Origin of the sequence: Solidesulfovibrio sp. C21, assembly GCF_047785625.1 — a bacterium.
In the GTDB taxonomy this organism is placed as follows: Bacteria; Desulfobacterota; Desulfovibrionia; order Desulfovibrionales; family Desulfovibrionaceae; genus Solidesulfovibrio.
The window spans coordinates 1-23,299 of record NZ_JBLODY010000052.1; the positions used below are offsets into that span (position 1 = coordinate 1).

General features: G+C 66.2%; 25 protein-coding genes. 11 read left to right on the forward strand and 14 right to left on the reverse strand.

Annotation, left to right across the window (positions count from 1 at the left end; all coding sequences use genetic code 11):
- Positions 1–208: 208 nt before the first annotated feature.
- Positions 209–1,345 carry a sensor histidine kinase gene (locus ACMZ6R_RS14450; RefSeq protein ID WP_416112664.1) on the reverse strand — a complete coding sequence of 379 codons (1,137 nt, stop codon included), beginning with the start codon at positions 1,343–1,345 and terminating at the stop codon, positions 209–211.
- 124 nt (positions 1,346–1,469) lie between these two features.
- Here ACMZ6R_RS14450 and ACMZ6R_RS14455 point away from each other — a divergent pair, with 124 nt between their 5' ends.
- From ACMZ6R_RS14455 to ACMZ6R_RS14465, 3 genes are read left to right on the forward strand one after another with little or no spacing between them, the layout of a single operon-like run.
- Positions 1,470–2,828 (forward strand): AAA family ATPase, encoded by a 1,359-nt coding sequence (locus ACMZ6R_RS14455; RefSeq protein ID WP_416112666.1) that lies wholly within the window; start codon positions 1,470–1,472, stop codon positions 2,826–2,828.
- A complete protein-coding gene (locus ACMZ6R_RS14460) occupies positions 2,825–3,772 on the forward strand; it encodes a metallophosphoesterase family protein (protein WP_416112668.1) in 948 nt (315 codons plus the stop codon). Before ACMZ6R_RS14455 ends, ACMZ6R_RS14460 begins: the two co-directional genes overlap by 4 nt.
- Positions 3,759–4,076, forward strand: coding sequence for a hypothetical protein (locus tag ACMZ6R_RS14465; protein ID WP_416112670.1), 318 nt, complete (start codon positions 3,759–3,761; stop codon positions 4,074–4,076). Before ACMZ6R_RS14460 ends, ACMZ6R_RS14465 begins: the two co-directional genes overlap by 14 nt.
- A gap of 8 nt (positions 4,077–4,084) precedes the next feature.
- On the opposite strand, the gene corA is transcribed toward ACMZ6R_RS14465, so the two are convergent.
- The gene (gene corA / locus ACMZ6R_RS14470) at positions 4,085–5,185 is read right to left on the reverse strand and encodes a magnesium/cobalt transporter CorA (protein WP_416112672.1); all 1,101 of its coding nucleotides are present in this window, start codon (positions 5,183–5,185) and stop codon (positions 4,085–4,087) included.
- A gap of 52 nt (positions 5,186–5,237) precedes the next feature.
- The gene (locus tag ACMZ6R_RS14475; RefSeq protein ID WP_416112674.1) at positions 5,238–6,149 is read right to left on the reverse strand and encodes a LysR substrate-binding domain-containing protein; all 912 of its coding nucleotides are present in this window, start codon (positions 6,147–6,149) and stop codon (positions 5,238–5,240) included.
- Positions 6,150–6,237: 88 nt separating this feature from the next.
- Between ACMZ6R_RS14475 and ACMZ6R_RS14480 the strand changes: the two genes are divergently transcribed.
- On the forward strand, positions 6,238–6,642 hold the full coding sequence (locus tag ACMZ6R_RS14480) for a CidA/LrgA family protein (protein WP_416112676.1): 405 nt from the start codon (positions 6,238–6,240) through the stop codon (positions 6,640–6,642).
- Positions 6,632–7,324 (forward strand): LrgB family protein, encoded by a 693-nt coding sequence (locus ACMZ6R_RS14485; protein WP_416112678.1) that lies wholly within the window; start codon positions 6,632–6,634, stop codon positions 7,322–7,324. Before ACMZ6R_RS14480 ends, ACMZ6R_RS14485 begins: the two co-directional genes overlap by 11 nt.
- Before the next feature lie 14 nt (positions 7,325–7,338).
- On the opposite strand, the gene ACMZ6R_RS14490 is transcribed toward ACMZ6R_RS14485, so the two are convergent.
- Positions 7,339–8,121: an AraC family transcriptional regulator gene (locus tag ACMZ6R_RS14490; protein ID WP_416112680.1), complete on the reverse strand. Its 783-nt coding sequence runs from the start codon at positions 8,119–8,121 to the stop codon at positions 7,339–7,341.
- A 41-nt stretch (positions 8,122–8,162) separates the two neighbouring features.
- Positions 8,163–8,555 (reverse strand): cupin domain-containing protein, encoded by a 393-nt coding sequence (locus ACMZ6R_RS14495; RefSeq protein WP_416112682.1) that lies wholly within the window; start codon positions 8,553–8,555, stop codon positions 8,163–8,165.
- A 157-nt stretch (positions 8,556–8,712) separates the two neighbouring features.
- Here ACMZ6R_RS14495 and ACMZ6R_RS14500 point away from each other — a divergent pair, with 157 nt between their 5' ends.
- Both ACMZ6R_RS14500 and ACMZ6R_RS14505 read left to right on the forward strand, forming a co-directional pair.
- Entirely contained in the window at positions 8,713–9,174 is a 462-nt protein-coding gene (locus ACMZ6R_RS14500) for an HPP family protein (protein ID WP_416112684.1), read from the forward strand.
- 10 nt (positions 9,175–9,184) lie between these two features.
- On the forward strand, positions 9,185–9,367 hold the full coding sequence (locus ACMZ6R_RS14505; RefSeq protein WP_416112686.1) for a hypothetical protein: 183 nt from the start codon (positions 9,185–9,187) through the stop codon (positions 9,365–9,367).
- Positions 9,368–9,545: 178 nt separating this feature from the next.
- On the opposite strand, the gene ACMZ6R_RS14510 is transcribed toward ACMZ6R_RS14505, so the two are convergent.
- The 3 genes from ACMZ6R_RS14510 to ACMZ6R_RS14520 form a co-directional block, all read right to left on the reverse strand.
- Entirely contained in the window at positions 9,546–10,343 is a 798-nt protein-coding gene (locus tag ACMZ6R_RS14510; RefSeq protein ID WP_416112688.1) for a hypothetical protein, read from the reverse strand.
- A 99-nt stretch (positions 10,344–10,442) separates the two neighbouring features.
- Positions 10,443–11,936 carry an ATP-binding protein gene (locus ACMZ6R_RS14515; protein ID WP_416112690.1) on the reverse strand — a complete coding sequence of 498 codons (1,494 nt, stop codon included), beginning with the start codon at positions 11,934–11,936 and terminating at the stop codon, positions 10,443–10,445.
- Between the two features lie 10 nt (positions 11,937–11,946).
- The gene (locus ACMZ6R_RS14520; RefSeq protein ID WP_416112692.1) at positions 11,947–12,105 is read right to left on the reverse strand and encodes a hypothetical protein; all 159 of its coding nucleotides are present in this window, start codon (positions 12,103–12,105) and stop codon (positions 11,947–11,949) included.
- Between the two features lie 224 nt (positions 12,106–12,329).
- On the opposite strand from ACMZ6R_RS14520, the gene ACMZ6R_RS14525 reads away from it, so the two are divergent.
- Together ACMZ6R_RS14525 and ACMZ6R_RS14530 are read left to right on the forward strand one after the other, a co-directional pair.
- Positions 12,330–13,400 carry a D-alanyl-D-alanine carboxypeptidase family protein gene (locus ACMZ6R_RS14525; protein WP_416112694.1) on the forward strand — a complete coding sequence of 357 codons (1,071 nt, stop codon included), beginning with the start codon at positions 12,330–12,332 and terminating at the stop codon, positions 13,398–13,400.
- Positions 13,401–13,505: 105 nt separating this feature from the next.
- Positions 13,506–13,934 (forward strand): GNAT family N-acetyltransferase, encoded by a 429-nt coding sequence (locus ACMZ6R_RS14530; RefSeq protein WP_416112696.1) that lies wholly within the window; start codon positions 13,506–13,508, stop codon positions 13,932–13,934.
- A 96-nt stretch (positions 13,935–14,030) separates the two neighbouring features.
- Here the strand turns inward: ACMZ6R_RS14530 and ACMZ6R_RS14535 are convergent, their stop codons facing one another.
- The 3 genes from ACMZ6R_RS14535 to ACMZ6R_RS14545 form a co-directional block, all read right to left on the reverse strand.
- A complete protein-coding gene (locus ACMZ6R_RS14535; protein WP_416112698.1) occupies positions 14,031–14,615 on the reverse strand; it encodes a pentapeptide repeat-containing protein in 585 nt (194 codons plus the stop codon).
- 209 nt (positions 14,616–14,824) lie between these two features.
- Entirely contained in the window at positions 14,825–16,840 is a 2,016-nt protein-coding gene (locus ACMZ6R_RS14540) for a cytochrome c biogenesis protein CcdA (RefSeq protein WP_416112700.1), read from the reverse strand.
- 65 nt (positions 16,841–16,905) lie between these two features.
- On the reverse strand, positions 16,906–17,373 hold the full coding sequence (locus ACMZ6R_RS14545; RefSeq protein ID WP_416112702.1) for a chemotaxis protein CheX: 468 nt from the start codon (positions 17,371–17,373) through the stop codon (positions 16,906–16,908).
- A gap of 281 nt (positions 17,374–17,654) precedes the next feature.
- Here ACMZ6R_RS14545 and ACMZ6R_RS14550 point away from each other — a divergent pair, with 281 nt between their 5' ends.
- A complete protein-coding gene (locus ACMZ6R_RS14550; protein ID WP_416112704.1) occupies positions 17,655–18,710 on the forward strand; it encodes a DnaJ domain-containing protein in 1,056 nt (351 codons plus the stop codon).
- A 159-nt stretch (positions 18,711–18,869) separates the two neighbouring features.
- Complete coding sequence (locus tag ACMZ6R_RS14555; protein WP_416112706.1) at positions 18,870–19,487, forward strand: peptidoglycan-binding protein; 618 nt, start codon at positions 18,870–18,872, stop codon at positions 19,485–19,487.
- A 421-nt stretch (positions 19,488–19,908) separates the two neighbouring features.
- Here the strand turns inward: ACMZ6R_RS14555 and ACMZ6R_RS14560 are convergent, their stop codons facing one another.
- The 3 genes from ACMZ6R_RS14560 to ACMZ6R_RS14570 form a co-directional block, all read right to left on the reverse strand.
- On the reverse strand, positions 19,909–21,012 hold the full coding sequence (locus tag ACMZ6R_RS14560) for an ABC transporter substrate-binding protein (protein ID WP_416112708.1): 1,104 nt from the start codon (positions 21,010–21,012) through the stop codon (positions 19,909–19,911).
- A gap of 225 nt (positions 21,013–21,237) precedes the next feature.
- On the reverse strand, positions 21,238–22,392 hold the full coding sequence (locus ACMZ6R_RS14565) for a tetraacyldisaccharide 4'-kinase (protein ID WP_416112710.1): 1,155 nt from the start codon (positions 22,390–22,392) through the stop codon (positions 21,238–21,240).
- Between the two features lie 170 nt (positions 22,393–22,562).
- Positions 22,563–23,276, reverse strand: coding sequence for a Bax inhibitor-1/YccA family protein (locus ACMZ6R_RS14570; protein WP_416112712.1), 714 nt, complete (start codon positions 23,274–23,276; stop codon positions 22,563–22,565).
- Between the last annotated feature and the right edge of the window lie 23 nt (positions 23,277–23,299).

Genomic DNA, 23,299 nt, shown 5'->3' on the forward strand with positions numbered 1-23,299 from the left:
AGCCTGCCGCGAAGCGGCGGCACCGTCCCGGCAAATTCCGCCGCCATCTTCTCCACTCTCGCCCCCCCGCCAACCCGCGAAACCTCCGCCCGCCAAAGCCGAGAAGGGGGGCCCGGGGGGCCCGTGGCCTCCCGGCGGAGTGCAGAGGCAGAGCCTCTGCCGGGGTCTGGGGCAGCGCCCCAGCCAGCCTGTGTCCGCCTGCCCAGGCCTAGCCGCCGAGGGGCAGGCGGACGCGGAACACGGTGCCGTCCTCGTGGGTGGAGGAGAAGTCCACCGCGCCGCCGAGGTAGCGTTCGGTGAGGAGTTTGATGCTGTAGGTGCCGAGGCCCCGGCCGAGTCCCTTGGTGGAAAACGAGCGGTTGAAGATGCGCATGCGCACGCTTTTGGGGATGACGGCGTCGTTTTGCACCCAGAATTCCACCCAGGTTTCGCCCGGGCGACAGCCGAGGCGCACGACGCCGCCCGGTGAGGTGGCTTCCAGGGCGTTTTTGACCATATTGCCGAGCACCCGACGCAACAGCACCGGGTCCGAATCGAAGGTCGCCTGCGAGCACGCGTCGCGCACCTTGATCCGTTTTCCCTTGGCCTGTTCCGAGTTCTGGAAGGTCGCTTCCACCACTTCCAGCATGTCGCAGGAGCGCAGGGTGCTGAAATTGGTTTCCAGCTCGTTGGTCTCGGCCGCGAGAAGCTGCTTCTGGTAGGTGATTTCGTCGGTCAGGTGGGCCATGGCCCGGTGGATGAGCTGGGCATCGGGGCGCAGGTCTTCGGGGACCTCTTCGACCAGAAATTCCATGAGTCCCTGGAGGCCGCCCACGGTGTTGAGCATGTCGTGGAAGAAGATGCGTTCCAGGCTGCGCCGCCGGTGCTCGTGGCTGACGTCGGTAATGGAGAAGATGATGAATTTTTCCGCGTCGAAGGCCAGGGGGGAGGAGGACACGCGCAGGTCGAGGGCTTCGATTTTGCCGCCGTCCTCGCGGTTGATGTTGCATTCCTGGATGTTTTCCCGGCCGGCCAGACCGAGCAGGATGGAGCGCACGGCCCCGCAGTGCACGCAGAATTCCCCGGTGCCGCAGCCGCCTGGGGCGCTGGCGGCGTGGACGCAGCGAAAGGCCTCGCCCGGCCGTTTGCCGAGCGCCTCGCGGATGTCCGCCACCCCGATGGCGTCGGCGAATTTTCGGTTGCCGAAGACCACCTGGCGGCAGCGGTTGAGCACCATGGAGATGACCGGGACGGCGTTAAGGACGCCCGGGATCTCGTGGTTGGAGAGCACCGCGAATTGGCGGCGGATTTCCTCGACGGCGGCGCGCTCGGTCGGGGCGAAACAGGTCGGGTCGGGGGCGGGCATGGGCACTCCTGGCTGGTATCCTGCATCCGTATTGCAGGAAGATGGGGGCGAATGTAAAGCCCTGCCGCGCGCGACTCCCGGGCCTTGAACAAACCGGCCGTATCTGCTCTTGTGGGCCGCTATGATGCGACGCCTTGTCCTTACTGATTTCATGGCCCATGCGCACACGGTTTTCGAATTCGCGCCCGGGCTTACCGTGCTCACCGGCCCCAACAACACCGGCAAATCCGCCGTGGTCGAGGGACTGCGCTGTCTGGCCCAGAACCCGACCCCGCGCCACTGCATCCGCCATGGCGCCCGCGAGGCCCGGGTGTCGGCGGAATTCGACGACGGCACGGTGGTCACCTGGGTGCGCCGGCCCAAGTATGCCCTCTACGAGCTGACCCGCCCGGGCGCTGCCGAGCCGGAAGTCTACGCCAAGTTCGGCCGCACGCCGCCCGAGGATATCCTGGACGTGTTGCGCCTGTCTCCGGTCCCCATCGAGGGCGGCGACCCCGTGGACGTACATATCGGCAACCAGCGCGAGCCGGTTTTTCTGCTCAACCAGCCGGGCTCGGCCCTGTCCGGTTTTTTCGCCGCCTCCACCGAGGCCGCCCATCTGATCGCCATGCAGAATCTGCTGACCGATCGGACGCGCAAGGCCAAGACCGAGAAGAACCGCCTGGACAAGGAGCTGGCCTCCCTGGCCGTTTCGCTGGACACGCTTTCCCCGCTGCCGGAGCTGGAGTTGCGCCTGGAACAGGCGGTTGCGGCGGAAGGCGATATCGCCGGCAGGGAACGGGAGGCCTCGGATCTTGCCGGTTGGCTGGCGTCGCGCCGCGTCCTGGCCGGGAGCATCGACCGATGCGAAAGGTCCGGCCGGGCGCTTTCCCGGCTGACCGGCCCGCCGGAGCTTACGCCGACCGCGCCTTTGGCCGGGCTTGTGGCCGCCAGGGAAACGCTCTCCCGGCGCATGGACCGGGCCGGACGCCGTGGCGGGGCGCTGGCCCCCCTGGCCGCGCCGCCGGAGCTTGCCGATACGGCCGGGCTGGCCGGGCGGACCCGGGAGTTGGCCGCTTTGCGCGGGGCGCTTGCCCGCACCGAAAAAAAGGCGGCCGCCGTGGCCGGACTTGCGCCGCCCGGGGAGTTGGCCGAGGTGGCCGGACTTGGCGCGCTGGTGCAAAATCTGACAGCCGTGCGGGGCGGGTTGCGCTCCCTGGACGGCCGGGCGAAAGTCCTGTCGCGTCTTTCCGGGCCGCCGGAAACGGCCGACCTCGCGCCCCTGGCCGCTCTGGCCGCCTCGCTCCAGGCGGCCCGGCGGGCCGTTTCCACGGCCAGGACCACCGCCGTGGCCAAGGCCCGCGCCCTGGAGGAACTGACGGCCCGCATCGCCGACAGGCTGGCCGCGCTCGGCTCCTGCCCCCTCTGCGGCGGCGCGCTTACCCCGGATGATTTCCTGGGCGCGGGGCATACCCACGGGACGAAGCCGGAGGGCGCGTCATGAATCTGCCCACCATCGAGACCACGGGGCTCTTGTGCATCCCCGATCCGCACATTGCCGCAACGCCCCCCATGCAGCGCCTGGAATCCTACATGGACGACGTGCTGCAAAAGCTTGCCGCCTGTCTGGACCATGCCGTCCGGGAGAAGCTCGTGCCGGTGATCCTCGGCGACCTGTTCCACTGGCCGCGCGAAAATCCCAACACGCTGATCGTGGCGCTTATCGAGCTGTTCCGGCCGCACCATCCCTTTGTCCTGGTCGGCAACCATGACAAGTATCAGGCGCGCTTTACGCCCGACACGTCCCTGGCCGTGCTGCGCGCGGCGGACGTGGTCACGGTGCTCGACGCGCCGGGACTGTTCCTGCGCCTCGTCACCCCCACGGGCCCGGCCGTCGTCGGCGCGTCGCCCGACGGTTCGCCGCTGCCCGCCGCCGTCGAAAAGGAGGCCGGGGAGACGAGCGTGTGGCTCACCCACCACGGCATCGGCTTTCCCGACGCCGAGGACCGCCATGTCCGCATCCACGAGATTGCCGGCCTGGACTGGGTCATAAACGGCCACCTGCACCGGCCGCATCCCACGGTCGTTTCCGGGGCCACCCGCTGGGCCAACCCCGGCAACATCACGCGCCTCAAATTCACGCGCAAAGCCATGACCCGGGTGCCGGCGGCCTCGGTCTGGCGGCCGGGCGCGGACGACCTGGAACACTGGCCCGTGCCGTACCGCCCTTTTGCCGAGGTTTTTCCGGATCAGGAATTCCCGCCCGAGGAGGCCGCCTCGCCGGAGTACAAGTCCCGGTTTCTGGAAGGGCTGTCCCGGCTGGCCTGGCGGCGCACCCGCGAGGGGGCGGGGCTGGGGGAATTTTTGCGCGCCAATCTCAATCCCGAAAGCCCGGAGACGGAAGTCATCTGGGAACTTTACCGCGAGGTCACCCATGCCGGCAAATAACCGTGCCGCAAACGACGCCGACGCGCACCTCGAGCGCGAACTGGCGGGACTCAAGGCCCAATACGAACGCCTGCGCGACGACAAGGTCCGCGCCGAACAGGACCTGACCCATCTGCAAGGCCAGCTGGCCGAGCTTTCCGCCCGGGCCAAGGCCGAATACGGCACGTCCGATCCGGCCGAGCTGGAAGCGCTTCTGGCCCAAAAGCGTGAGGAAAACGGCAAGCTCGTAGCCGCCTACCGGGAACACATCGCGGCCGTGCGCCGCGACCTGGAGGCGGTGGAAAACGCTTTCGGCGGGGAGTAGGGCGGGGCTTATTCCTCGTCGTCGCCGTTTCCGGCGATCCACTGTTTGCGGCGGAAATAAATCGCCATGCCGGCCACCGTGGCCACCATGAACCCGAGCAGGGCGTACACGCCCCAGTCCGTGGATTTAAACGGCAGGTTGTCGAAATTCATGCCGTAAAAGCCGACCAGGAAATTGAGCGGCAAAAAAATCGTGGCCACGAGCGTCAGGTACTGGCCCACGGCGTTCATGCGCAGCTCCGCCTTGGTCATGGACAGGCCCACCATTTCCGAGAGCATCTCGCGCAACGTCTCCACCGCGTCGAGCACCTGATACACGTCCTGGCGGATGTCGTTCCATAAAAGCGACGCCACGGCATCGGCCTCTCCTACTTCGTCGGGGCCGTCGGGCCGCGTGCGGCTGAGCATCTCCCGAAGCGGCCAAAGGGAGCGGTGTAAAAACAGCACCTCCCGCTTGAGCCGGTAGGTCTCGGTCAGGGTGTCGCCCCCGCCCGCGCCGGAAAGCACCTGCTGTTCCAGCTCCTCAATGTCTTCGGCCAGCCGCCCGAGCGTCAGGATGTATTCGTCCAGGGCCGCGGCGATCAGCGCATGGACGAGTTGTTCGCGTCCCCGCCGGACCGGTTTGCCGCCGCCCTTTTCCAGGCGCGCCGCCAGGGCGTCCCATAAATTGGCCTCGCGCTCCTGAAACGTCAGCACGAAGCCGTCGCCCGAGGCCAGACACACCTGCTCGGCCAAAACCCGCTTGTCCGCCTCGTTGTAGCCCAGAAGCCGCAGCAGGATGAACACGATGGCCTCGTACTCCTCGATCACCGGGCGATGCCCCGTGTCCAGGATGTCGTCCACCAGCAGCGGATGCAGCCCGAACCGTTTGGCGACCACGCGCACGAATTCCTCGTCGTGCACCCCGATGACCCGCACCCAGTGGACCTTGCCCGGCTCGAGCACAGGCTCGTTCCCGGTCAGAACGTCGTAGCGGCGGACGGTAACGGACGCGGCGTCATAGGCGTAGACCATGATGCAGGGCGCAAAGGTCGGCCGCGCCGGAAAGGCGTTTTCGCCCGCGGCAAGCCCGCCGGCTCCCCGGGACCGTTTCTTGAAGCGCTCCAACATGCCCATCCTCCCACGGTCGTGGGTTGTGGCCGCAATGGCGGCTTTTTCCGTCTTATCCGGCCAGGCTCGTTCCGGGCAAGCCCCCGGTCGGCAGCTTTTCCCGCGTCAGCGTCAGCCAGGCCCGGGCCGCCGGGGAAAGCCGCGCCCCCTTGCGCCAGACGAGGGCCGCCTGCCAGCGCAGGTCCGTCTCGTCGACCAGCACCGCCGTAAGCGGTGAAAGGGGCCGGCCCTCGGTCAATATGCGCGGCAAAAGCGCCACCCCGAGCCCCGAAGCCACGAGCGCGATGATGAAATCCACCTGGCCGCTACGGGCCACGGTCATGGGCTCGAAGCCACGGGCCCGGCAGGCCGCCTCGATGCGGGCGTTTAAGGCGAAACCCTGCTCGAAAAGAATCATGGGCGAGGAAGCGAACCTGGCCAGGCGCACCGTCTTGCGCCCGGCCAGGGGATGGTCGGTCCAAAGTAGCGCCATCATGGGATCGTCGCGCACGAGCTGCCAGTCGAAGGCGTCCGGCGCCGGCAAAAGCGACACGGCCAGTTCCACTTCGCCGGCCAAAAGCGCCTGTTCCAGCCGGGCGCTGCCTTGTTCCATCAGTTCGATTTCCACCCCGGGATGGCGGCTGCGGTATTCCGCGAAAAGCGGCGCGAAAAGCCGCGCGCTGCCGAATATGGGCAGCCCCAGGCGCAGCCGGCCGGAAATGAGCCCCTTGAGGTCGGCCACCTCCGCCACCATGTGCTCGCTTTCGGCCAGCATGGCCACCGCCCGGGCGTAGACGATCTCCCCGGCCCCGGTCAGCCGCACCCCGTTCCCCAGCCGTTCGAGCAGCGCTTCGCCCAATTCCTCCTCCAGCTGCTTGACAGCTTTGCTCACCGTGGACTGGGTGGAAAAAAGGGCGCGCGCCGCCCGGGTAAAGCCGCCCTGGCGCACGATCTCCACCAGGGCCCGCAGGTTGCGCAGTTCCATGCCCATTCCAATACGGAATAGGTTTTATTCTGACAATTCATTTCACAACTGACGCGGCCGTGCCTATCTCCAGACCCAAGGAAACGTCATGAAACGAAAACCTGAAAATTGGCCCGGCAAAGTGGGGCTTTTCGCCCTGACCGTGGTCCAGGCCACGGCCCTGGTCGGGTTCTGGTGGGTGTGCGACCGGTTGGTGCGGATGGCCGGACTGCCGGTGCCGGCCGGCGTGGTGGGGATGCTCGCCATGATTGCGCTTCTGGCCCTGCACATCCTGCCGGTGCGCTGGTTCTCACGGGGAGCCGGCGGGTTGCTCAACCATATGCTGCTCTTTTTCGTCCCGGCCTGCATCACCCTGCGCGACCATCCCGAGCTGGTCGGGGTGACCGGGCTCAAGCTTCTGGCCGTCATCGTGGTCGGCATCGTCTCGGTCATGGTCGGCACGGCGCTGATCGTGGAACTGCATTTTCGCACGAGGTCCCGTCATGTTCGCTGAACATTCCGCCTTCTTCTGGTTCACGGCCACCCTGGCCGCCTATGTCCTGTCGCGCATCGCCTACCATTACGTGAAGGCCTGGTGGACGTCGCCGCTGCTTCTGGCCTGCGTGTTGTGCCTGGGGCTCACCGTGGTGCTGCACGTGAGCTATCGCGAGTACATGCGCGGCGGGCAGTGGCTGCTCATGCTGCTCGGGCCGACCACGGTGGCCTTTGCCTTGCCGATTTACGAGCAGCGGGCGCTCTTGCGCCGGCACTGGCCGCCGCTGGCCATGGGGGTGTTTTTCGGCTGCCTGCTGGCCTTTGGCGGGTCCTGGCTGCTTTCCGGCCTGCTCGGGCTGCCCGAGGGGGTCAGGCTTTCGGTGCTGCCGCGCTCGGTCACCACGCCCTTTGCCATGGCCTTTGCCAAGGAAGTCGGCGGCGCGCCGGATCTGGCCGCCGTGTGCGTCATCGTCACGGGCGTTTTGGGCGCGTCGTTTGGCGGCATGATCCTGAAGATACTGCCCCTGCGCTCGGCCCTGGCCCGGGGGGCCATGCTCGGCATGGGGGCGCACGGCGCGGGCGTGGCCCGGGCCCGGGAGCTCGGCGACGAGGAAGGAGCCGTGGCCGGTCTGGTCATGATCCTGGCCGGCGTCACCTGCGCGCTCATCGGCCCGGCCGTGGCCATGCTCGGCACGGTGTAGGAAGGTCGCAACACCTACGAGCGGCGGATCACGCGATATTTGCCGGGCGGCACGCCCATGCGGCGGCGAAACTGGCGGGTAAGATGGCTCTGGTCGCAAAATCCGGCGGCCAGGGCCGCTTCGCTGAGCGCCTCCCCGTCCCCGATGCGCAAGGCGGCCAGGGCCACCCGCCGCGACAGGGCGTAGTCCAGAAGCGGCACCCCGAGATCGCGCCGGAAAAGCCGTTCCAGATGATACGGGCTCACCCCGGCGAGCCCGGCCAGATCGGCCACGGTGACGGGTTCGGCCGGAGCCGCGTCGATGACCGCCTTGGCCCGGCGCGTGGCCGGATGGAGCGGCGGCAGGGGGGCGGGGCGCAAATCGAGGCGCGTCGCCAGGGCGCCGAAAAACGCCAGGGCCCGCGCATCCCCTTTCGAGACGGCCTCGGCCGTGGTCACAAGGAGCTGCGCCGCCTGCCGGTCGCTCCATACCCTGGGCCAGACCTCCCCGGCCCCGTCGTCGCCCCGTCCGGGCGGAAAGCAGGCAGCGGATGCGGCCAGCACCACATACGAATGGCCCGCGTCCCCGGCCGGGGCGCAGGCATGGGCCACGCCGGGCGGGATGACGAACCCCTGGCCCGGCCCCGCCTCGAATACCCCGCCGCCGGCCATGATGCGCCGCCCGCCGCCAAGGCACAGCCCGACAACGAGACGGGCGTGGGCGTGGCGCACGATATCCGCCGCCACACCCACGCCGCAGACGGCTTCCAGGCCCGGCGCGGCCGGATGTCGGGACACGCGAAGTCCGCTGTCCGGCATGGCTGACTCCCTTGGCCGGAAAGGTTTCCCGGCCGGCTCCGTCATAGCAGAGCCGGGAAGAACTTGGCAAAAAGGCACAGTCCTGCCTCCCCGGCCGTCACCTCATGGGCGAGCCCCTTGGGGATGACCGCCACGACGCCCGGGCGGTACCGCGCCGCCGCGCCGTCGATGCCGGCCACGCCTTCCCCGGACACCACCTCGTGCAGCTCCCACTGCCCCTCATGGATATGGGATTTGAGCGTCTTGCCCGGCGCGACGCGCACCAGATGGCAACTGAGCGCTCCTTCGGTGTCGGCCCCGGTGACCAGATGCTTGAGGCTCACCCCCTCGAAGGTGGGATGGGGATTCCAGGGCAGGTCGGCGGCGTCTTTCGCGCCACCCACGGTGACGATCTGCCGGCCCTCGGCCAGGGCGGAAACGGTATCCGTGTTCATGGCAAAACCTCCTTTGCGTTTGACCGCACCCTGTCACGGGTTCGGCCCGCCTTCTTGGACGATCTTGCCCAAAACAATGCGAACTTCGCTTTACGCGGGACGGATGCCTTGGTATCCTTGACGTACTTTTTTTCACAAGAAGGAGCCCGACGCGGACATGATCATCGCCGACATCATGCGCACCACGCTCATCAAGGTCCGCCCGGAAGCGCCGGTCGGGCATGTGCTCATCTGGTATGGCGGCATGGGGCACATTTTTCGCAACACCTACGTGGTGGACGAGCGCGAGCGACTGCTCGGCGTGGTCACCATCCATAATTTCCTTTCCATCATCGTGCCGCCGATCGTGAACCAGAAAGCCAAGGCCGGGCTTCTAAACGGCCGCGAGGAACTCCTCGACGCCCTGCGCCACAACATGGCCGCCATCTCCGACACCACCGTGGGCAGCCTCATGGATTCGGACTACCCCTTTGCCCACCCCGACGACCTTTTCGTCATGGCCAATGAGTTGATCGTGGAAAAGGGCATCACCGCCTTGCCCGTCATCGATCCGAACGGCGTCCTCGTCGGCGAGATCAGCCGGCGCATGATCCTGCATTTCCTGGTGCAAAACCTGTAAGGATACCCCCATGCGACACTGCGCCCTCACCGTGGCCCTTGCCCTGGTCCTGGCTTGCTCGCTCTTCGCCCTGGCCAAGGCCGCCCCGGTCGAAACCTTCGCCGCCTACAGCGACCACGTCAAAACAGACCCCCAAAGCGCCGTGGGCTGCGGCTGCCCCGGCTGCTCCTGCATCGGTTGCAGCTGCGGGTAAAAGGCACCAGGGGAGGCTCCGCCTCCCCTGGAACCCCACCACCGGGCTCTGCCCGGTCCCGGCAGGGGCGCTGCCCCTGCACCCCGCCGAGGGGCCACGGGCCCCCCGGACCCCCCTTCACCAGGGGACAGGGGAGGACAAAGGGATGGTTTCCTGAAGCGACAGGGGAAAAAGAGGGCTATTCGTCGGAAGTTTCCGCCGACGCATCAGCCGTGACGGGAGGCAGGGACACGCCTGAAGCGGCGCGGTCGCAGAGGATGTCCAGGCGCGGGCCGTTTTCGCGGCCCGGGCGCAGGATGAAGACCCGGTCGGCCTGGTCCGCGAAGAGATCCACCGGATGGTGGCTGATGTAGAGCACCTGGATGCCGAGCTTTCGGGCGATGGCCGCGATCAGCCGCACGAAGCCCGGCACAAGGTCCGGCCGCAGCCAGCAGTCCTGTTCGTCGAGCACGAGAAAGGGCCGGTGTTTGGCCGGGTCCAGCTGGGACAGGGCGATAAGGCGCAGGCCCACGGACAGGATGTTGCACACCGAGCCGCCCTGGCCGCGCAGGATGTCCTCGGACTTGCCGTCCTGCTCCATCTCGAATTCGATGAAAAGCCGGCTGTTTTTCACGTCCCGGCGCGAGACCACCGTGCGGTCCTGGCCCAGGATCTCGCGCACGGCATGGGTCAGGTCGGCCTCGATCTCGTCCAAAAGCTCCCCGAAAAGCGCGCGCGTCAGCTCCTCGAGCTTCCCCGTCACCTGGGGGGTCATATCCAGAAACCGTTCGATCTCCACCTTCGCCGTCCTGGCGGCGGCAAAAGCGCGTACCTTGCCGGCCGCCGCGCCCGAAAGGCGATCCAGCCGCCTCGTCAGTTCCTGACGTTCTTCAGGAAGGGAAGAAGTGAAGACAGTGCGAGAGGGGAAACCCTTTGCAAAGGGTTCTCCCCTCTCGCGCTCTCCCTTTCCTAAATCTTCTAATGGTGCCGTTGCCATGGCTTCCTGGTTTTCCGGTAAAGTCTTTTGAAAGGGGGGCCGGGGGGAAACTTTTCTTCAGAAAAGTTTCCCCCCGGTTCCTTCTTCCAAAATATTCCCCTAATCGCCGGCGTTGACGGCGGTGGGGGGGGCGGGCGCGGCCGGAGCCTTGGCGATGCGGGGCTTGGGGAAGAAGACGGTGACGGCGGTGCCGGCGGCCTCGGAGGTGTGCATGGCGATTTTACCGCCGTGGGTTTCGGCGATGAGCTTCGCGCCGTAGGTGCCGAGGCCGGTGCCGTCCTTTTTTCCGGCGGTGGCGTATTTCTCGAAAAAGGTGGAGCGGATCTGCGGCGGCACCACGCCGGCGTTTTTGATGGCCACGGCAAGCGTCTTGCCCTCGGTCAGTTCCACGGTCACGCGTTCTTCCGGCGGGGAGGCTTCCAGGGCGTTTTTCACCAGGTTCGAGAGCATGGTGTACAGGAGCATTTCCTCGCCGCGCACCACGAAGGTGTCGCCGGCGGCACGCGCCGCGCCGCGCACCAGGATGTCCAGGGTCAGGCCGTGCTCCTCGATGACGCTGTGGAGTTCCCCGATGATGTTGTCGAGGATGGGGAGCAGGTCCACCTTTTGCGGCGTCAGTTCGTAGGCGCCGCTTTCCATGCGGTAGAGGTCCAGGGACTGGTTGATCATGTTGAGCATGCGGTAGCCGGCGTGCTGCATGAGGCTTAGCATGTCGGTCTGCCGCTCGGTCAGGTTGCCGTCGCGGCGCAGGAGTTGGGGCAGGGTGAGCACGGCGGTCAGCGGCGATTTGAGGTCGTGGCGGGTCATGCGCTCCACGTCCTCGCGCAGCCGTTCGGCTTTCTTGCGGTCCGTGATGTCGACGATGGTGTAGCCGAGGATGTCGGCGAAATGGGAGGCGAATTCCGAGCCTTTTTCGCTGGTGTAGCGGTCGGGGTTGGAATCGAAGAAGCTCAGGATGCCGATGAGGCGCTGGGGGCCGAACTTGTCGCGCAGGGGCGAGATGAAGCAGGACCCGAGCAGGAGCACCTTGCGTTCGGCGCAAAATCCCCGGCCGAAGAAGAATTCCGGGTCCGGCACGGCGCGTATGGAGCACATGCAGGGGCCGGGCGTGGCGACCCCGGGCATGAGCCCGGCGAGGGCCTCGCGCATGGCGTCCAGTTCGGCCAGCCGGGCACCGGGCGGGTCGTAGGGGGCGAATTCGGCCGTATCGAGGATGAGGCTGACCGCCCGCAGGCCGAAGAGGTCCTGGATGCGGTCCAGGATGGCGGGCAGGTCCTCGTGGCTGCGCATGAGCTCCACCACGCGGATGGCCTTGCGGAACTTCTCGAAGGCGGTAAAGCTGCCCTCGAAGCGGTCGACCACGGTCTTGAGCTTGTTTTGCAGGTCCACGCACTGCTTGCGGTTGCGTTCGTTTTCCTTGTGGGCCTCCAGCAGTTCGGCCCGGGACAGGGCCACTGCGTTGGCCCGCATCTTGGTTGCCCGGCGCAGCTCGGCCAGGGTTTTCCGAAACTGGTAGGAATTGTGGTCGGCAAAGGCTTCTTCGAGCTTTTGCAGGCGTTCCTGGATATCGGGAAAGTCGGAATGATCGGTCATGTGTCTGTGTTTAGCGCCGGGCTCCGCCGTACGAGCCGCTCGTGTAGACGCCATAGATGCGGGCATCTCCCGTGGTACGCACTTCCAGGGTGGAGGCCTTTTGCGTTCCCGCGCAGGCGCACAGGAGGCAAAGGGTCGAAAGAATCAGGAGAATCGTCGGACGAACCATGTCGGGGCTCCAGGTGGTTGCGGATCGCGGTCAGGACCTCGCCCCCGCCATCCATTGATACTACGGCAAGCGCGCCCCGGGCGCAACGGCCGCGCCGCGGACTTTTGACATTCGAAACCGGCGCGGGTAGAAGGCGCAAACGCTATGCCTGCCGCGATTGCCGTGTTGCCCTGCGCCCGGGGCGCGTCGGCCGCGCCAGGGCGTATTAAGAGGACTTGCGTCGCATGCAGCATTCGTTTCGCACCTTCCTGGTGATCCTCGCGGCCGTCCTGTCCCTGGTGGTCGCGCCGCTTTGCGGCGATGGCCAGGCTCTGGCCAAGCAGGCTTCCCATGCCGCGCATAAGGACGGCAAACCGGCGAAGTCGGCCAAGGCATCCACGAAAAAAAGATCGAAAAAATCCCGCCGGGCAAAAAAGGCCGTCGCTCCCGCCGTGCACGAGGCCGAGAACGAGGAAGGCGACATCGGCGTGTGCACCGTGCCGCGGCTGACCGTCAAATCGGCCATGCTGTGGAACATGAACACCGGCGGACTGCTCTACGAGCAGAATCCCGACGTCCAGATCCCCCCGGCGTCCCTGACCAAGATCCTCACCCTCTACATCATCTTCGACGCCATCCGGCAGGGCAAGCTGCGTCCCTGGGACGTGGTCGAGGTGTCGCAGCGGGCCGCTTCCCAGGGCGGCTCCAACATGCACCTGCGCGCCGGCGAATCCGTCAAGGTCACGGAGCTGATAACGGGCATCGCCGTGGCCTCGGCCAACGACGCCTGCATGGCCATGGCCGAGCACCTGGAAAACGGCAATGCCGACGCCTTCGTCAATCTCATGAACGACACGGCCCAGCGCCTGGGCATGACCCGCTCCCGGTTCATGAACCCCAATGGCCTGCCGGCCGACGGGCAGGTCACCACGGCCCGGGACATGCTGCGCCTGGCCAGCGCTTACCTGGAGCAGTTTCCCAAGGCGCTCACCATCCATTCCATGCAGTTTTTCACCCACAACAACCGCCAGCGCCACAACGCCAATGCGCTGCTCGGCCGCTACGAGGGCGCGGACGGCCTCAAGACCGGGTTCGTGTGCGCTTCGGGCTACAACATCGTCGCCACGGCCAAGCGCGGCGACACGCGGCTGATCGCGGTGGTTCTCGGTTCGCGCACCGCCGGCGTGCGCCTGCGCGAGACGTCCAAGCTCCTGGACAAGGGCTTCAAGATCGTGACCGCCCAGAAATCCTCCCGGGACGGCAAGGTCCTGGCCGCCACCCCCGCGGCGCTTCCTGCCTCTCAGGCGCAGCCGTAGACATTTCGGTTACGGACTGGACGATTTTGGGGAACGCTTCGGGCGTTCCCCTTTTTTTTCGGCCCGCGCTGTGGTCTCCTTGGGCAAACCCTGTGGAGGTCTGTCATGCGCGTGGCGGACATCACGGTCGAGCAACTGCCGGCGTTGGCCGGGCTCTATGAAACCCTGTCGTGGCTGCCCCAGGATACGGCGCATATGGCCGCCGTCTTCTCCCGCATGGAGGCGAGCCCCGATTACCATCTGCTCGGGGCCGTCTCCGGAGAGGGCGTACTCGTGGGCGCGCTCATGGGCGTGGTCTGCCTGGACGTGGTCGGTCCGTGCCGGCCGTTCATGGTGGTGGAAAACGTGATCGTGGCCGCGCGGCACAGGCGTCGGGGCGTGGGACGGCGTTTGCTTGCGGAAATCGAGCGCCGGGCCAGGGCGCGGGATTGCTTCTCCCTCATGCTCGTGTCCGGCCCCGGCCGGGAGGATGCCCAGGCGTTTTACACGGCCCAGGGGTATTTCAAATCCGCCGGCTTCAAGAAGCGCCTGTAACGGGTTCCGGGGGAGACGGCGAGTGATGCCGGGGGAAGCCAGGTCCCCCTCTCGCGAACGGCAGTCTTTCGGATGGCTTTTTGGGAAAAGAACTTGTTATTTTAAGGTGATGTCAAAATTGGCAAGAAGGGAAGCCGCTTCCGGAAGTGCAAAAACGGTTTTGTGCAGCTTGTTGCCCGTGGCATTGATGTAATAATTTTTCGATGTTGAAAAATCCGCAAAGCTTAGATCGGCATTATTGAATTGGCATTTGTCAAGATCGCAATTTTCAAAAATAGCGTATTTCAGTTTCGTATTTATAAAAGATGCATCCACAAGAGTACATGTGTCGAACTTGTATCTGTTTAAGTTCATGTCGACAAAGACGTTGTTGTCAAGCATGCAGGCTGCAAAGCTGACGCTGAAGATGCCGCTTCGGTTGCTCCAATTGATACCCAACAACTTCGAGTCGTTAAAAGTCGTGTCGATAAATTTGGAGTCGGCGATGTTGGCCAGGGACAGGTTGCATCTTTCGAAGCTGCATTTCTCAAAAACGCAATTTTGCAAAAGAGCGGATTGCAACAAGGACTTCGAAAAAGAGCAGCCATAAAAATATATGTCCTCTAGGCATCTATTGGTCAGAGCGGCATTGTCGAATGCCGCGTTTTCATAGGCATCCTTGTCAAAAGTGCATTCGGTCATGGTTGTCCCTATGAAACTTTGGCCAACCCGTTCCAGGTTGCCCACAATCCCCCGTCGGTTTGCGCAACATGCCCCAGGTACAGGCCGCCACAGGCGAGGCCGCCAGGAGATCCACGCCGAGGGCGTAAAGAGATGAGTTGCTTTTCCGGGGTGTTGCGCCCCGTTCCAGGAGATTGGGGGCAAGACGAAATGCGCCGGGGCGCGTCGGCTCAGGGATTTTTCGCCTCGAGGCGCTTCCCCGTCAGGTTGCCGAAGGCCTCCTCCAGGGCCTGCTCGAACTGCCGGACCGTGTAGAGGTCGCGCAGCACCAGCGGCGATTTGGCGTCGTTGCCGGCCGGGAAGAAGGCGGCCACGGGAATGGACTGGCTGCCGAGGGCCCGCAGCAGGGCCATGGCCGGCGGCGTCTGGCGCGTGAGATCCACCTTCATGAAGACCGCCTTGCTCTGGGTCGACCACGAGGTGAGCCGGTCCGGCGTCAGCACCGTGCGTTCCAGAAGCTTGCAGGTCGGGCACCAGTCGGCGGTGAAATCCAGTATCAGGTTGTCCTTGCCCAGACGTTCGGCAAAGGCCTCGGGCGTGTACTCCACCCACTGGGCTTGCGAGGCCGGGGTGTAGGTCAGGGCGAAGGTGAGCCCGCCGCCGGCAATGACCAGGGCGGCGGCGATCATGCCCAGGTGTTGCAGGCGTCCCCGGGCCAGATGGCCGCTTTTGCCGAAGATGAACGCGCCAAGGCCCGTGGCCCAAAGCGCGAGCAGGGCCGGCAGGATGCGGTGCGACGGGAGCAGGGCCAGGAAATACAGGCAGGTCGCGGCCAGAAGAAAGGCCATGCCCTTTTCCAACCCCTGCATCCACGCCCCGGGCCGGGGCAGAAAGCGCACCAGCCGGGGCCAGATCGCCAGCACGCCGTACGGCGAGGCCATGCCGAGGCCGATGGCGGCGAAGACGGTCATGACCACGGGCAGCGGCTGGAGCAGGGTCCAGGCCAAAACGCCCCCCAGGAAGGGGCCGCTGCACGGCGTGGCCAGAAGCGTTGTCAGCATGCCGGTGAGAAACGCGCCGCGTCGGGTATGCCCCCGTCCGCCCGAGGAAATTTTAAGGTCCACCACCGGCAGGTGGAACACCCCGAATAGGCTCAGGGACAGGGCGAAAAGCACCGCCGCCACCACCACGGCCAGGGCCGGGGACTGGAACATCTCGCCCCAGGCCAGGCCGAACGCGCCGAGCACCAGGCTCAGGAGCAGGAAATAGAGCACGATGCCGAGGGCGAAATAGAAATTGTGCTCGCGCAGGATGCGCCGGCGTTCGGCCTTGCCCTCTTCGCCGCTGATGGCCAGCAGCCCCGACAGCTTGAGGCTGACCACGGGCAGCACGCAGGGCATGAAGTTGAGGATGAGCCCGGCCAGAAAGGCGAGCATGGCGGCCTTGAGCAATCCCGTCACTTCCAGGGCCGGGGTGAAAAAACGCGGCGTCAGATCCGTGACGTTCGGCGATGCGCCGACATTCCCGTTGGTGTCCTGGCGGGCGTCGTGCCTGGGGATGCCCGGATGGGCCGGTTCGGGACAAGCGGCCGAGGGCATGGCCAGGGCCGCGCTGCGCAGGGCCGAGAAAAGCGGCCACCAGGGCGCGGATTCGGCCGGAGGCAAGGCCGCCACGTCGCGCCCGGAAAGCGGAATGGAAACCGGCAGCGTGGACGGCCAGCAGCTTGTGGCCGAGCAGGAAAAGACCCGCATGGTGCCGGTCAGGGCCGGGGCATTGAACATGGTCTCGGAAATCGGCACGAAGATGGACGTCCTGCCCTCGTAGACGAGCACGTTTTTATCCGGTTCCAGGGCGTCGGGCTGCGGCGTCCCCGGCGGGAAAAGCGCCACGGCCGCGGCATCCCCGGCCCGAAGCGAGGCCTGGGCCGACTGCCCGGAGGCCGCCGGGCCCACGGCATAGGCATGCCAGCCCGGGGCGGAGACGAGGGTCAACACGGCCAGCACCTTGCCGGAGGGATCGTCCTTGGGCAGGCGGTACAGCGCGGTTTCAAGGCTGGCCGGAAGCAGGTCGTCGGCGGGTTTGGCCGCATCGGGCAGAGCGGCCCGGCTTGTCGCGGCCATAAACGGCAGCCAGGAGAGCAGCAGGAGTACGCCTAAAAGGGGCCGGATTTTGCTTGCACGCATGATGGTGGGGAAGACGGGACGCGCGGCCCGTGGCCTGGGCGGTACGTATGCGGGGACGACCATGGCGTCGACCTTCGGCCGTCGCCTTGCCGACCGGGTGGCCGGATGGGCGCGGCAGCCGGGCAGGGTCACTCGAAACAGAACTCCAGGGTGAAATCCCCGTGTTCCGTTGTGAACGGAATGGCCACCACCGGTCCGGAGGTGATGTGGCTGATGGTGTGGTTGTCGCCGAAAATGACGGTCGGCGTGGACGAGGACAGGTTGAGGCCGAGCTGGCTGAGGCCCGCCCTGGCCTGGCCCGAGATCATGTTGGTGATCTCGCCCACGGCGTCCTTGGCATCCTGGATGATGTCGGCGATGTCGTCGCCGAGCATGTTCTTGACTATGGCAATGGCGCATTTTTTGGAGAAGCTGATGGAAATACTGCCGTTGCGATCGCCTGTCAGACCGACCACGGCGGAGACGTCGCCGGCCGCGGCATCGGCTTTTTTGACATAGGGCTTGCCGGCTTTGGGGTCGAGCTGGGCCATCATGGTCAGGACGTGCTTGGTGGCGTCGACGAACGGCTTGGCGACTTCGGCATCGGTCGGTTTCATGGGCTTCCTCGAATTGCTCGCGGGGCCTGACGGCCGGCGAGGCGGCTTATGTCGTATCGCGTAAAGCCTTACATCAAAACCAAGCCGCCTGTCACTAGCGGGCGGGGTGACCGAAGGGCCCGGGAAATACGCCTTGCGCTGGCAGCGGCTATTGCGTAGGAATACTAGGGAACCTTGTCGTTTTCATTCAGGATAATCTGATATACCAAGCCGTTGCGTGTTCCTGATGCGAATGTTCGGAGCGCGTTGGCGGTATTTGCGAAGGGGTGCGGGCGGCAATCATGTACAGACAGATGCAAGGTCAGACAAGTTCCAGGGCCGGGGCCACGCCGGGCGGCACGGACTGGCAGGCCCTGGAACTGCAGCTCAACCGCACGCGCACCATCCTCCAGGAAATCCTCGTCCATCTGCAGGAAGTCCTGCGCAATCTGAAAATGGCCCGCAACGGCGGCCGGCCCCATGCCGGCGCGACCGGCGGCGATGGGCATCACGAGTCCCGGGCCAGGGCCCAGCAGCAGACGTTTCGCGGCCAGGGCGCGGCAGCCGGCGGTGGACACAAGGCTCCGGGCGGGGGCGGCCGTACCGCCGCTTCCGGCGCGGCGACCGGTTCCGGCCAGTCCGGCCCGGCCGGTTCCCCGGGGGCCTCGGGAAAATCCCACGCCGGGGCCACGTCGGCCGGTTCCGAACGTTTTCGCTCCTGGTCCCGCCCCGGCGCCAGTGAGACGAGGGCCGAGGCCGGCCAGGGAAGAACCTTTCGCGCCAGTGCCGGAAGCGAGGCCGGAGCCTCCCACTCCCGCTTTCGCGCTTCCGCCGCCTCGGAGGCCAAGGATCGGGCCGGCGAGAGCCGCTGGTCGTCGCGCAACGGTTCCGCCTCCTCGCGGTCCCAAGGCGCGGCCGGGGAGTCCTTCCGGGAGCGTCCCCAGGCCGAAAACGCGCACCGGACCGCCTCCGCGGGCGGCAACGGCGGCGAACGGCGCGAGACCCGCTTCGGCACCTCGGGCGCTTCCGCCCAGTCCGGTCCGGGCCGGGGACAGGCCGGCCGCGCCTCCGCCTCCAGACGGTCGAACCAGGGATTTCGCCTGGACGAGGACCGGCAGTCCAGGGCCCGGGCGCTGGCCCGCCGGGGCGGCATGAACCTCAAGTGCGCCTACGACATCCTGTGCCTGGATTATCCCTGCTCCGTGGACGAGATCAAAGTGGCCTACCGCCACATGGCCCGCATCTACCATCCCGACCTCGGCGGCGACGAGGAGGCCATGAAGGACGTCAACGTGGCCTATGAGATGGCCATGCGTTTTTTCGCCGGCCGTCGGGTCAGCGCCGCCTGGGCGGTGTAGCCCCGCCGGGCCTCCCTCTCCCCCGCTTCCCTGTTTCCCCCCATGCCCGCCGTTGCGCCGTGCTTCGCGGCGCTTCCTTTCCTCGCCTCTTGACGCCGCGCTCTTCGCATGGACTCATAAGGTTGCGGCAGTATGCAACCCGCAACCGGAGAGGTTTCCATGTCGCGTTTGGCTTTCACCGACCAATTGTCCCGGGAATATCGGACAATCTTCACAAAGGCCGCCATCCGCCCCGAACGGGCCGCCCTGGTTTCCCGGCTGGCGTCGCGCATCCGGGCCGAGGCCCCCATGGCCCGCTACCGGGCCGTGTCGGCGGCGACCGGCGTTCCCGCCCACGTGGTCGGCATCCTGCACAGCCTGGAATCCGGCCAGGATTTCAACCGCCACCTGCACAACGGCGATGCGCTGACCGCGCGCACGGTGCGCGTGCCGCGCGGCCGCCCGGCGGCCGGGGAGCCGCCTTTCACCTGGGAGGAAAGCGCCATCGACGCGCTTTGCCTGCACCGCCTCGACGACTGGGGCGACTGGTCCGTGCCGGGCACGGCCTATGTGCTGGAGCGCTACAACGGCTTCGGCTACCGGCTGCGCCGGCCGAGCGTGCCGAGCCCCTACCTGTGGAGCTTCACCACAGCCTACACCTCCGGGAAATACGTGGCCGACCATGTCTGGTCGCAAACGGCCGTCAGCCGCCAATGCGGGGGCATGGCCCTCCTGCGGGCCATGGGCGAAGCGGGATTGATTGATCTTGAGCTTGGTTCGGACAACGCGGCCGCGTAAGGCATCGCCGGCCGTAAGGCTTGTTGTCGTGGCCGGTCTTGGGGGCTGGTTTCTGTGGCTGGTCGGCCGGCGGGGGGCGGGGCAACCGCGCGCGGCGCATATTTGAAGAATACGCCTTCGCGTCCGCCCCGCCCCCCGCCGGCCCTGGAGGTACGTCTCATGCCGGCCCGGAGGTACATCCCATGCCCGGAAACGATGCGAGAGGCGCAGTCGCTCATGGAGGGGGCTCTCCATCCAATGCAAGGGAATGCTTCCTGGTAAGGCAGCGCGGATGGCCGAGTGGTGAACGCCTCCGCACATCCACAAGGAATGTGCTTCATCTCCCCCCCATCACCCTTGAAAGTTTTTGAAGGGGGTCCAGGGGGAAACTTTTTTCAAAAAGTTTCCCCCTGGCCGCCGGAGGCATCTTTCCTTTCCTGTCTTACTGCCTGGGGCATGGCCCGGGTGGCGGGAGATCCTGGGTTTTGGTCTGGCCGTTGCCGATGACTTTGGTGATGAGCAGGGATTTGGACGGATTGCCGTCGTCCACGAAGTCGAAGGTGCCGGTGACGCCCTTATGGGGCGGCAGGGCCATGAGGGCCTTGGTCGCGGCTTCGGGGGCGACGGAGCGGGCCTTTCCCACGGCGGCCAGCACGACATCCACGGCGTCCTGGGTCAGGGCTCCCATCTCCGTGGGCGGGTGGCGGCGTTCGCGGCGAAAGGCCTCGGCGTAGGTTTTGGAGGCCGGGCGCGGGCAGTCTTCGCGCCAGTGGTCCACGAAAAAGGAGCCGTCAAAGGCGGCGAGGCTCGAGACTTCCGGCCCGTTCCAGGCGTCACCGCCAAACAGGGTGCCGCGAAAGCCGGCCCGGCGCAGTGCCAAGGCGGTCAGCACCGCTTCCTTGCTGGAATTGGGCAGGAAAACGCCTTGGGGCGCGTCGGCCAGGGCCTGTTTCACGATGCCGCCGAAGTCCCGGGTGCGGTCCTCGTAGTAGAAGACGCGCGCCGTGCCGCCGCAGGCGGCAAAGGCTTTCAGGAACGCGCCGGTCAGGGACATGCTCGACAGGTTGTCGCGGTTGGCGATGACCGAGACGCTGGCGAGGCCAAGGCTGTTGCGGGCCAGTCGGCCGAGGACCTGACCCTGGAAGGCGTCGGTGAAGGCGATGCGGAAGATGTGGGGCCGGCCGGCCGTGACCACGGCGGCTGTGGCCGAGGGTGCGATCAGGGGCACGCCGGCCGCGTCGGCGGCCAGGGCGGCGGCATTGGCCGTTTCGCTGGAGTAGGGGCCGATGATGGCCATGACGTGCTTTTTTTCGACCAGATCGCGCACGGCCGTAGCCGCCTGCTCGGGCGTGGCCTTGTCGTCGGCCACGAACAGGCTGACGTGGCAGGGCTTGCCGTCGATGGTCGGGAATCCGTTCCTGTTGGCCTGTTCCACCGCGAAGCGGGCCGCCTCCAGGGTGTCGCGGCCGGTGCGGAAATCGTCGCCGCTGAAGGTGGCGATAAAGCCCAGGCGTACCTCGGGCCCTTTTTCCCGGCCGCAGGCCACGGTCAGGAGAAGGGATAGGAAGAAGAGAAGGGGAAGGACGGCGATGCGAGAGGGGAAACCCTTTGAAAAGGGTTCTCCCCTCTCGCGCTCTCCCTTTCCTAAACTTTTTATTGGGGGCACAGGGATCTCCCTCCCTTTTTCAGGAAGAAAATGACGGGGAAGGGGACCGGGAAGAAGCTTTCGTCAGACAAGTTTTTCCCATCCTGTGTTGTTCGTGAACGGACCTTACGGCGTGTTCCGCTTGCGGGCGGCCTGCTCGAACGCCTTCTCCCACCAGGTGAGAAACGGGGTGCCGTCGGTCAGGGACGGCCCGAAGACGACCTCCGGATCATAGGTCCACATGGCGTATCCGTCCAGGACGCCGCCATGCTGGGCCAGCTTCAGGGCCAGCCGTGGCGCGGTCAGGATGTTTCTGGCCTTGAACCGGGCGGCGTCGGCGCGCAAGTTTTCGAAATCCTGGTGGCTGAAGCGATGCCGGTCGTGGACGAAGAAGATGATGCGGGGCGCGACGCCGATCTGGCGTCGCAGCATCTCCGGCAGCAATTCGCGGTCGGATTCGGCCAGCACCGCGACATAGGGCGCGCCGGCGAGTTCCTCCCCGGCCACGGCCTTTTCCGGACCATGCCAGCGCCAGATGTCGAAGGACAGGCCGAAGACGGGTTTGTCAAACGGGGCCAGCCGTTTTTTCGCCGCTTCCAGGGCGGCATGCTGGGCCAGGGGACCGGCAAAGACGCAAAAGGCGTCGGCCTGGGCCAGGGTCGAGGCGTCGCGCCGCCAGTGGCCGGCCGGAAACACCCGGTCCCAGCCCGCCCCCAGGTCGTCGGCGGTCAGGATGGCCAGCTCGATGTCCTTTTTCAGGCGCGGATCGGCCAGGGCGTCCTGGAGCACCAGCATTTTCGGGGCGAAGGTGCGCTCGGCGGTTCTGGCCGCCCGGATGGGATCGGTATCGAGGATCAGGCGCGTATCCGGCGCGTAGCCGACGATAAGCGCCGCCTCGATGCCGGTGACGTCGCAGTCGTCGCCGGGAGTGAGCTGGTAGGGCACGACCGGCGGCCGGCCGTCGCCCGGGGAAGCGGCCACGGCCACGGCCACATTCCTGGCCCTGGCCCAGCCGAGGAGCCACGAGGTCAGAAGCACCCGCCCCCGGCTTTCGGCCGCCATGCCGCCGACGCCAACCGCGAGCGCTTTGGGCCGGCAGGTCGGGCACAGGCCCATGGCGTGAAGCTTCGCCTTGAGGCGTCGGCCAAGGGCCCAAAGCCTCGAGGGCGGCACAAGCAGGGCGGACAGGGCCGCGACGGCCAGATCGGTTTTCCCGGGCAGCCGGGAAAGCATGGCATTGGGCCGGGTATGCCCTGGCTGCCGTTTACGGACGTTGCGCACGGCGGGCCCTTCTTGGGGCGTGGCTTAGGCGACCGGGGTGGAGTGTGGGCATGGGGAAAAGGATCATAGCGGGCCTGGGGGGGGAAACAGAAAAAGCGTGTCCGCCCCGGCCGTCGACGCGGCAAAAGCGCCGGCGGCCGGGGCGGCCGTCTCTCGGGAAGCTGTCCCTGTTAGTTGCGGTTGGAGCCGCTGAAAAGGCGCAGCATCATGAGGAAGAGGTTGATGAAGTCGAGGTAGAGGGTCAGCGCGCCGAGGATTGTCCCCCGGCGTACGGCCGTGGCGTCATCGGCCGGGGCCATGTCGCCCATCACCTTGAGCTTCTGGGTGTCGTAGGCGGTAAGGCCGATGAACACCAGCACGCCCACGCACGAGATGATGAAGTCCATCATGGCGCTCTTGGTGAAGATGTTGACGATGGAGGCGATGATGATGCCGATAAGGCCCATGAACATGAAGCTGCCAAGGGAGGTCAGGTCGCGCTTGGTGAGCAGGCCGTAAAGGCTCATGGCCCCGAACATGCCGGCCGAGACCAGGAAGGCGTTGATGATGACGGCCTTGGCGTAGATGACGAAGATCACCGAGAGCGTGACGCCGTTGAGCGCGCTGTAGAGCAGGAACATGCTCGTGGCGGCGGTGGCGGACAGGCGGTTGATGGCGGCGGCCAGGCCCACGACCATGCCGAGTTCGACGATGATCAGGCCGATGTAGATCAACTGATTGGTGAAGACGGCCTGCATGATGGCCGGGCTCGACACAACGAAGGCGGACGCGGCGGCCGTGACGAGCAGGCCCATGCACATCCAGCCGTATACGCCACGCATGAAGGCATTCAAAACCTCAACGCGCGACTGGGTCGTCGGCATCGAGCGATACGGAGAGCTCATGTGGTTTCCTCCTTGGGAAAGAC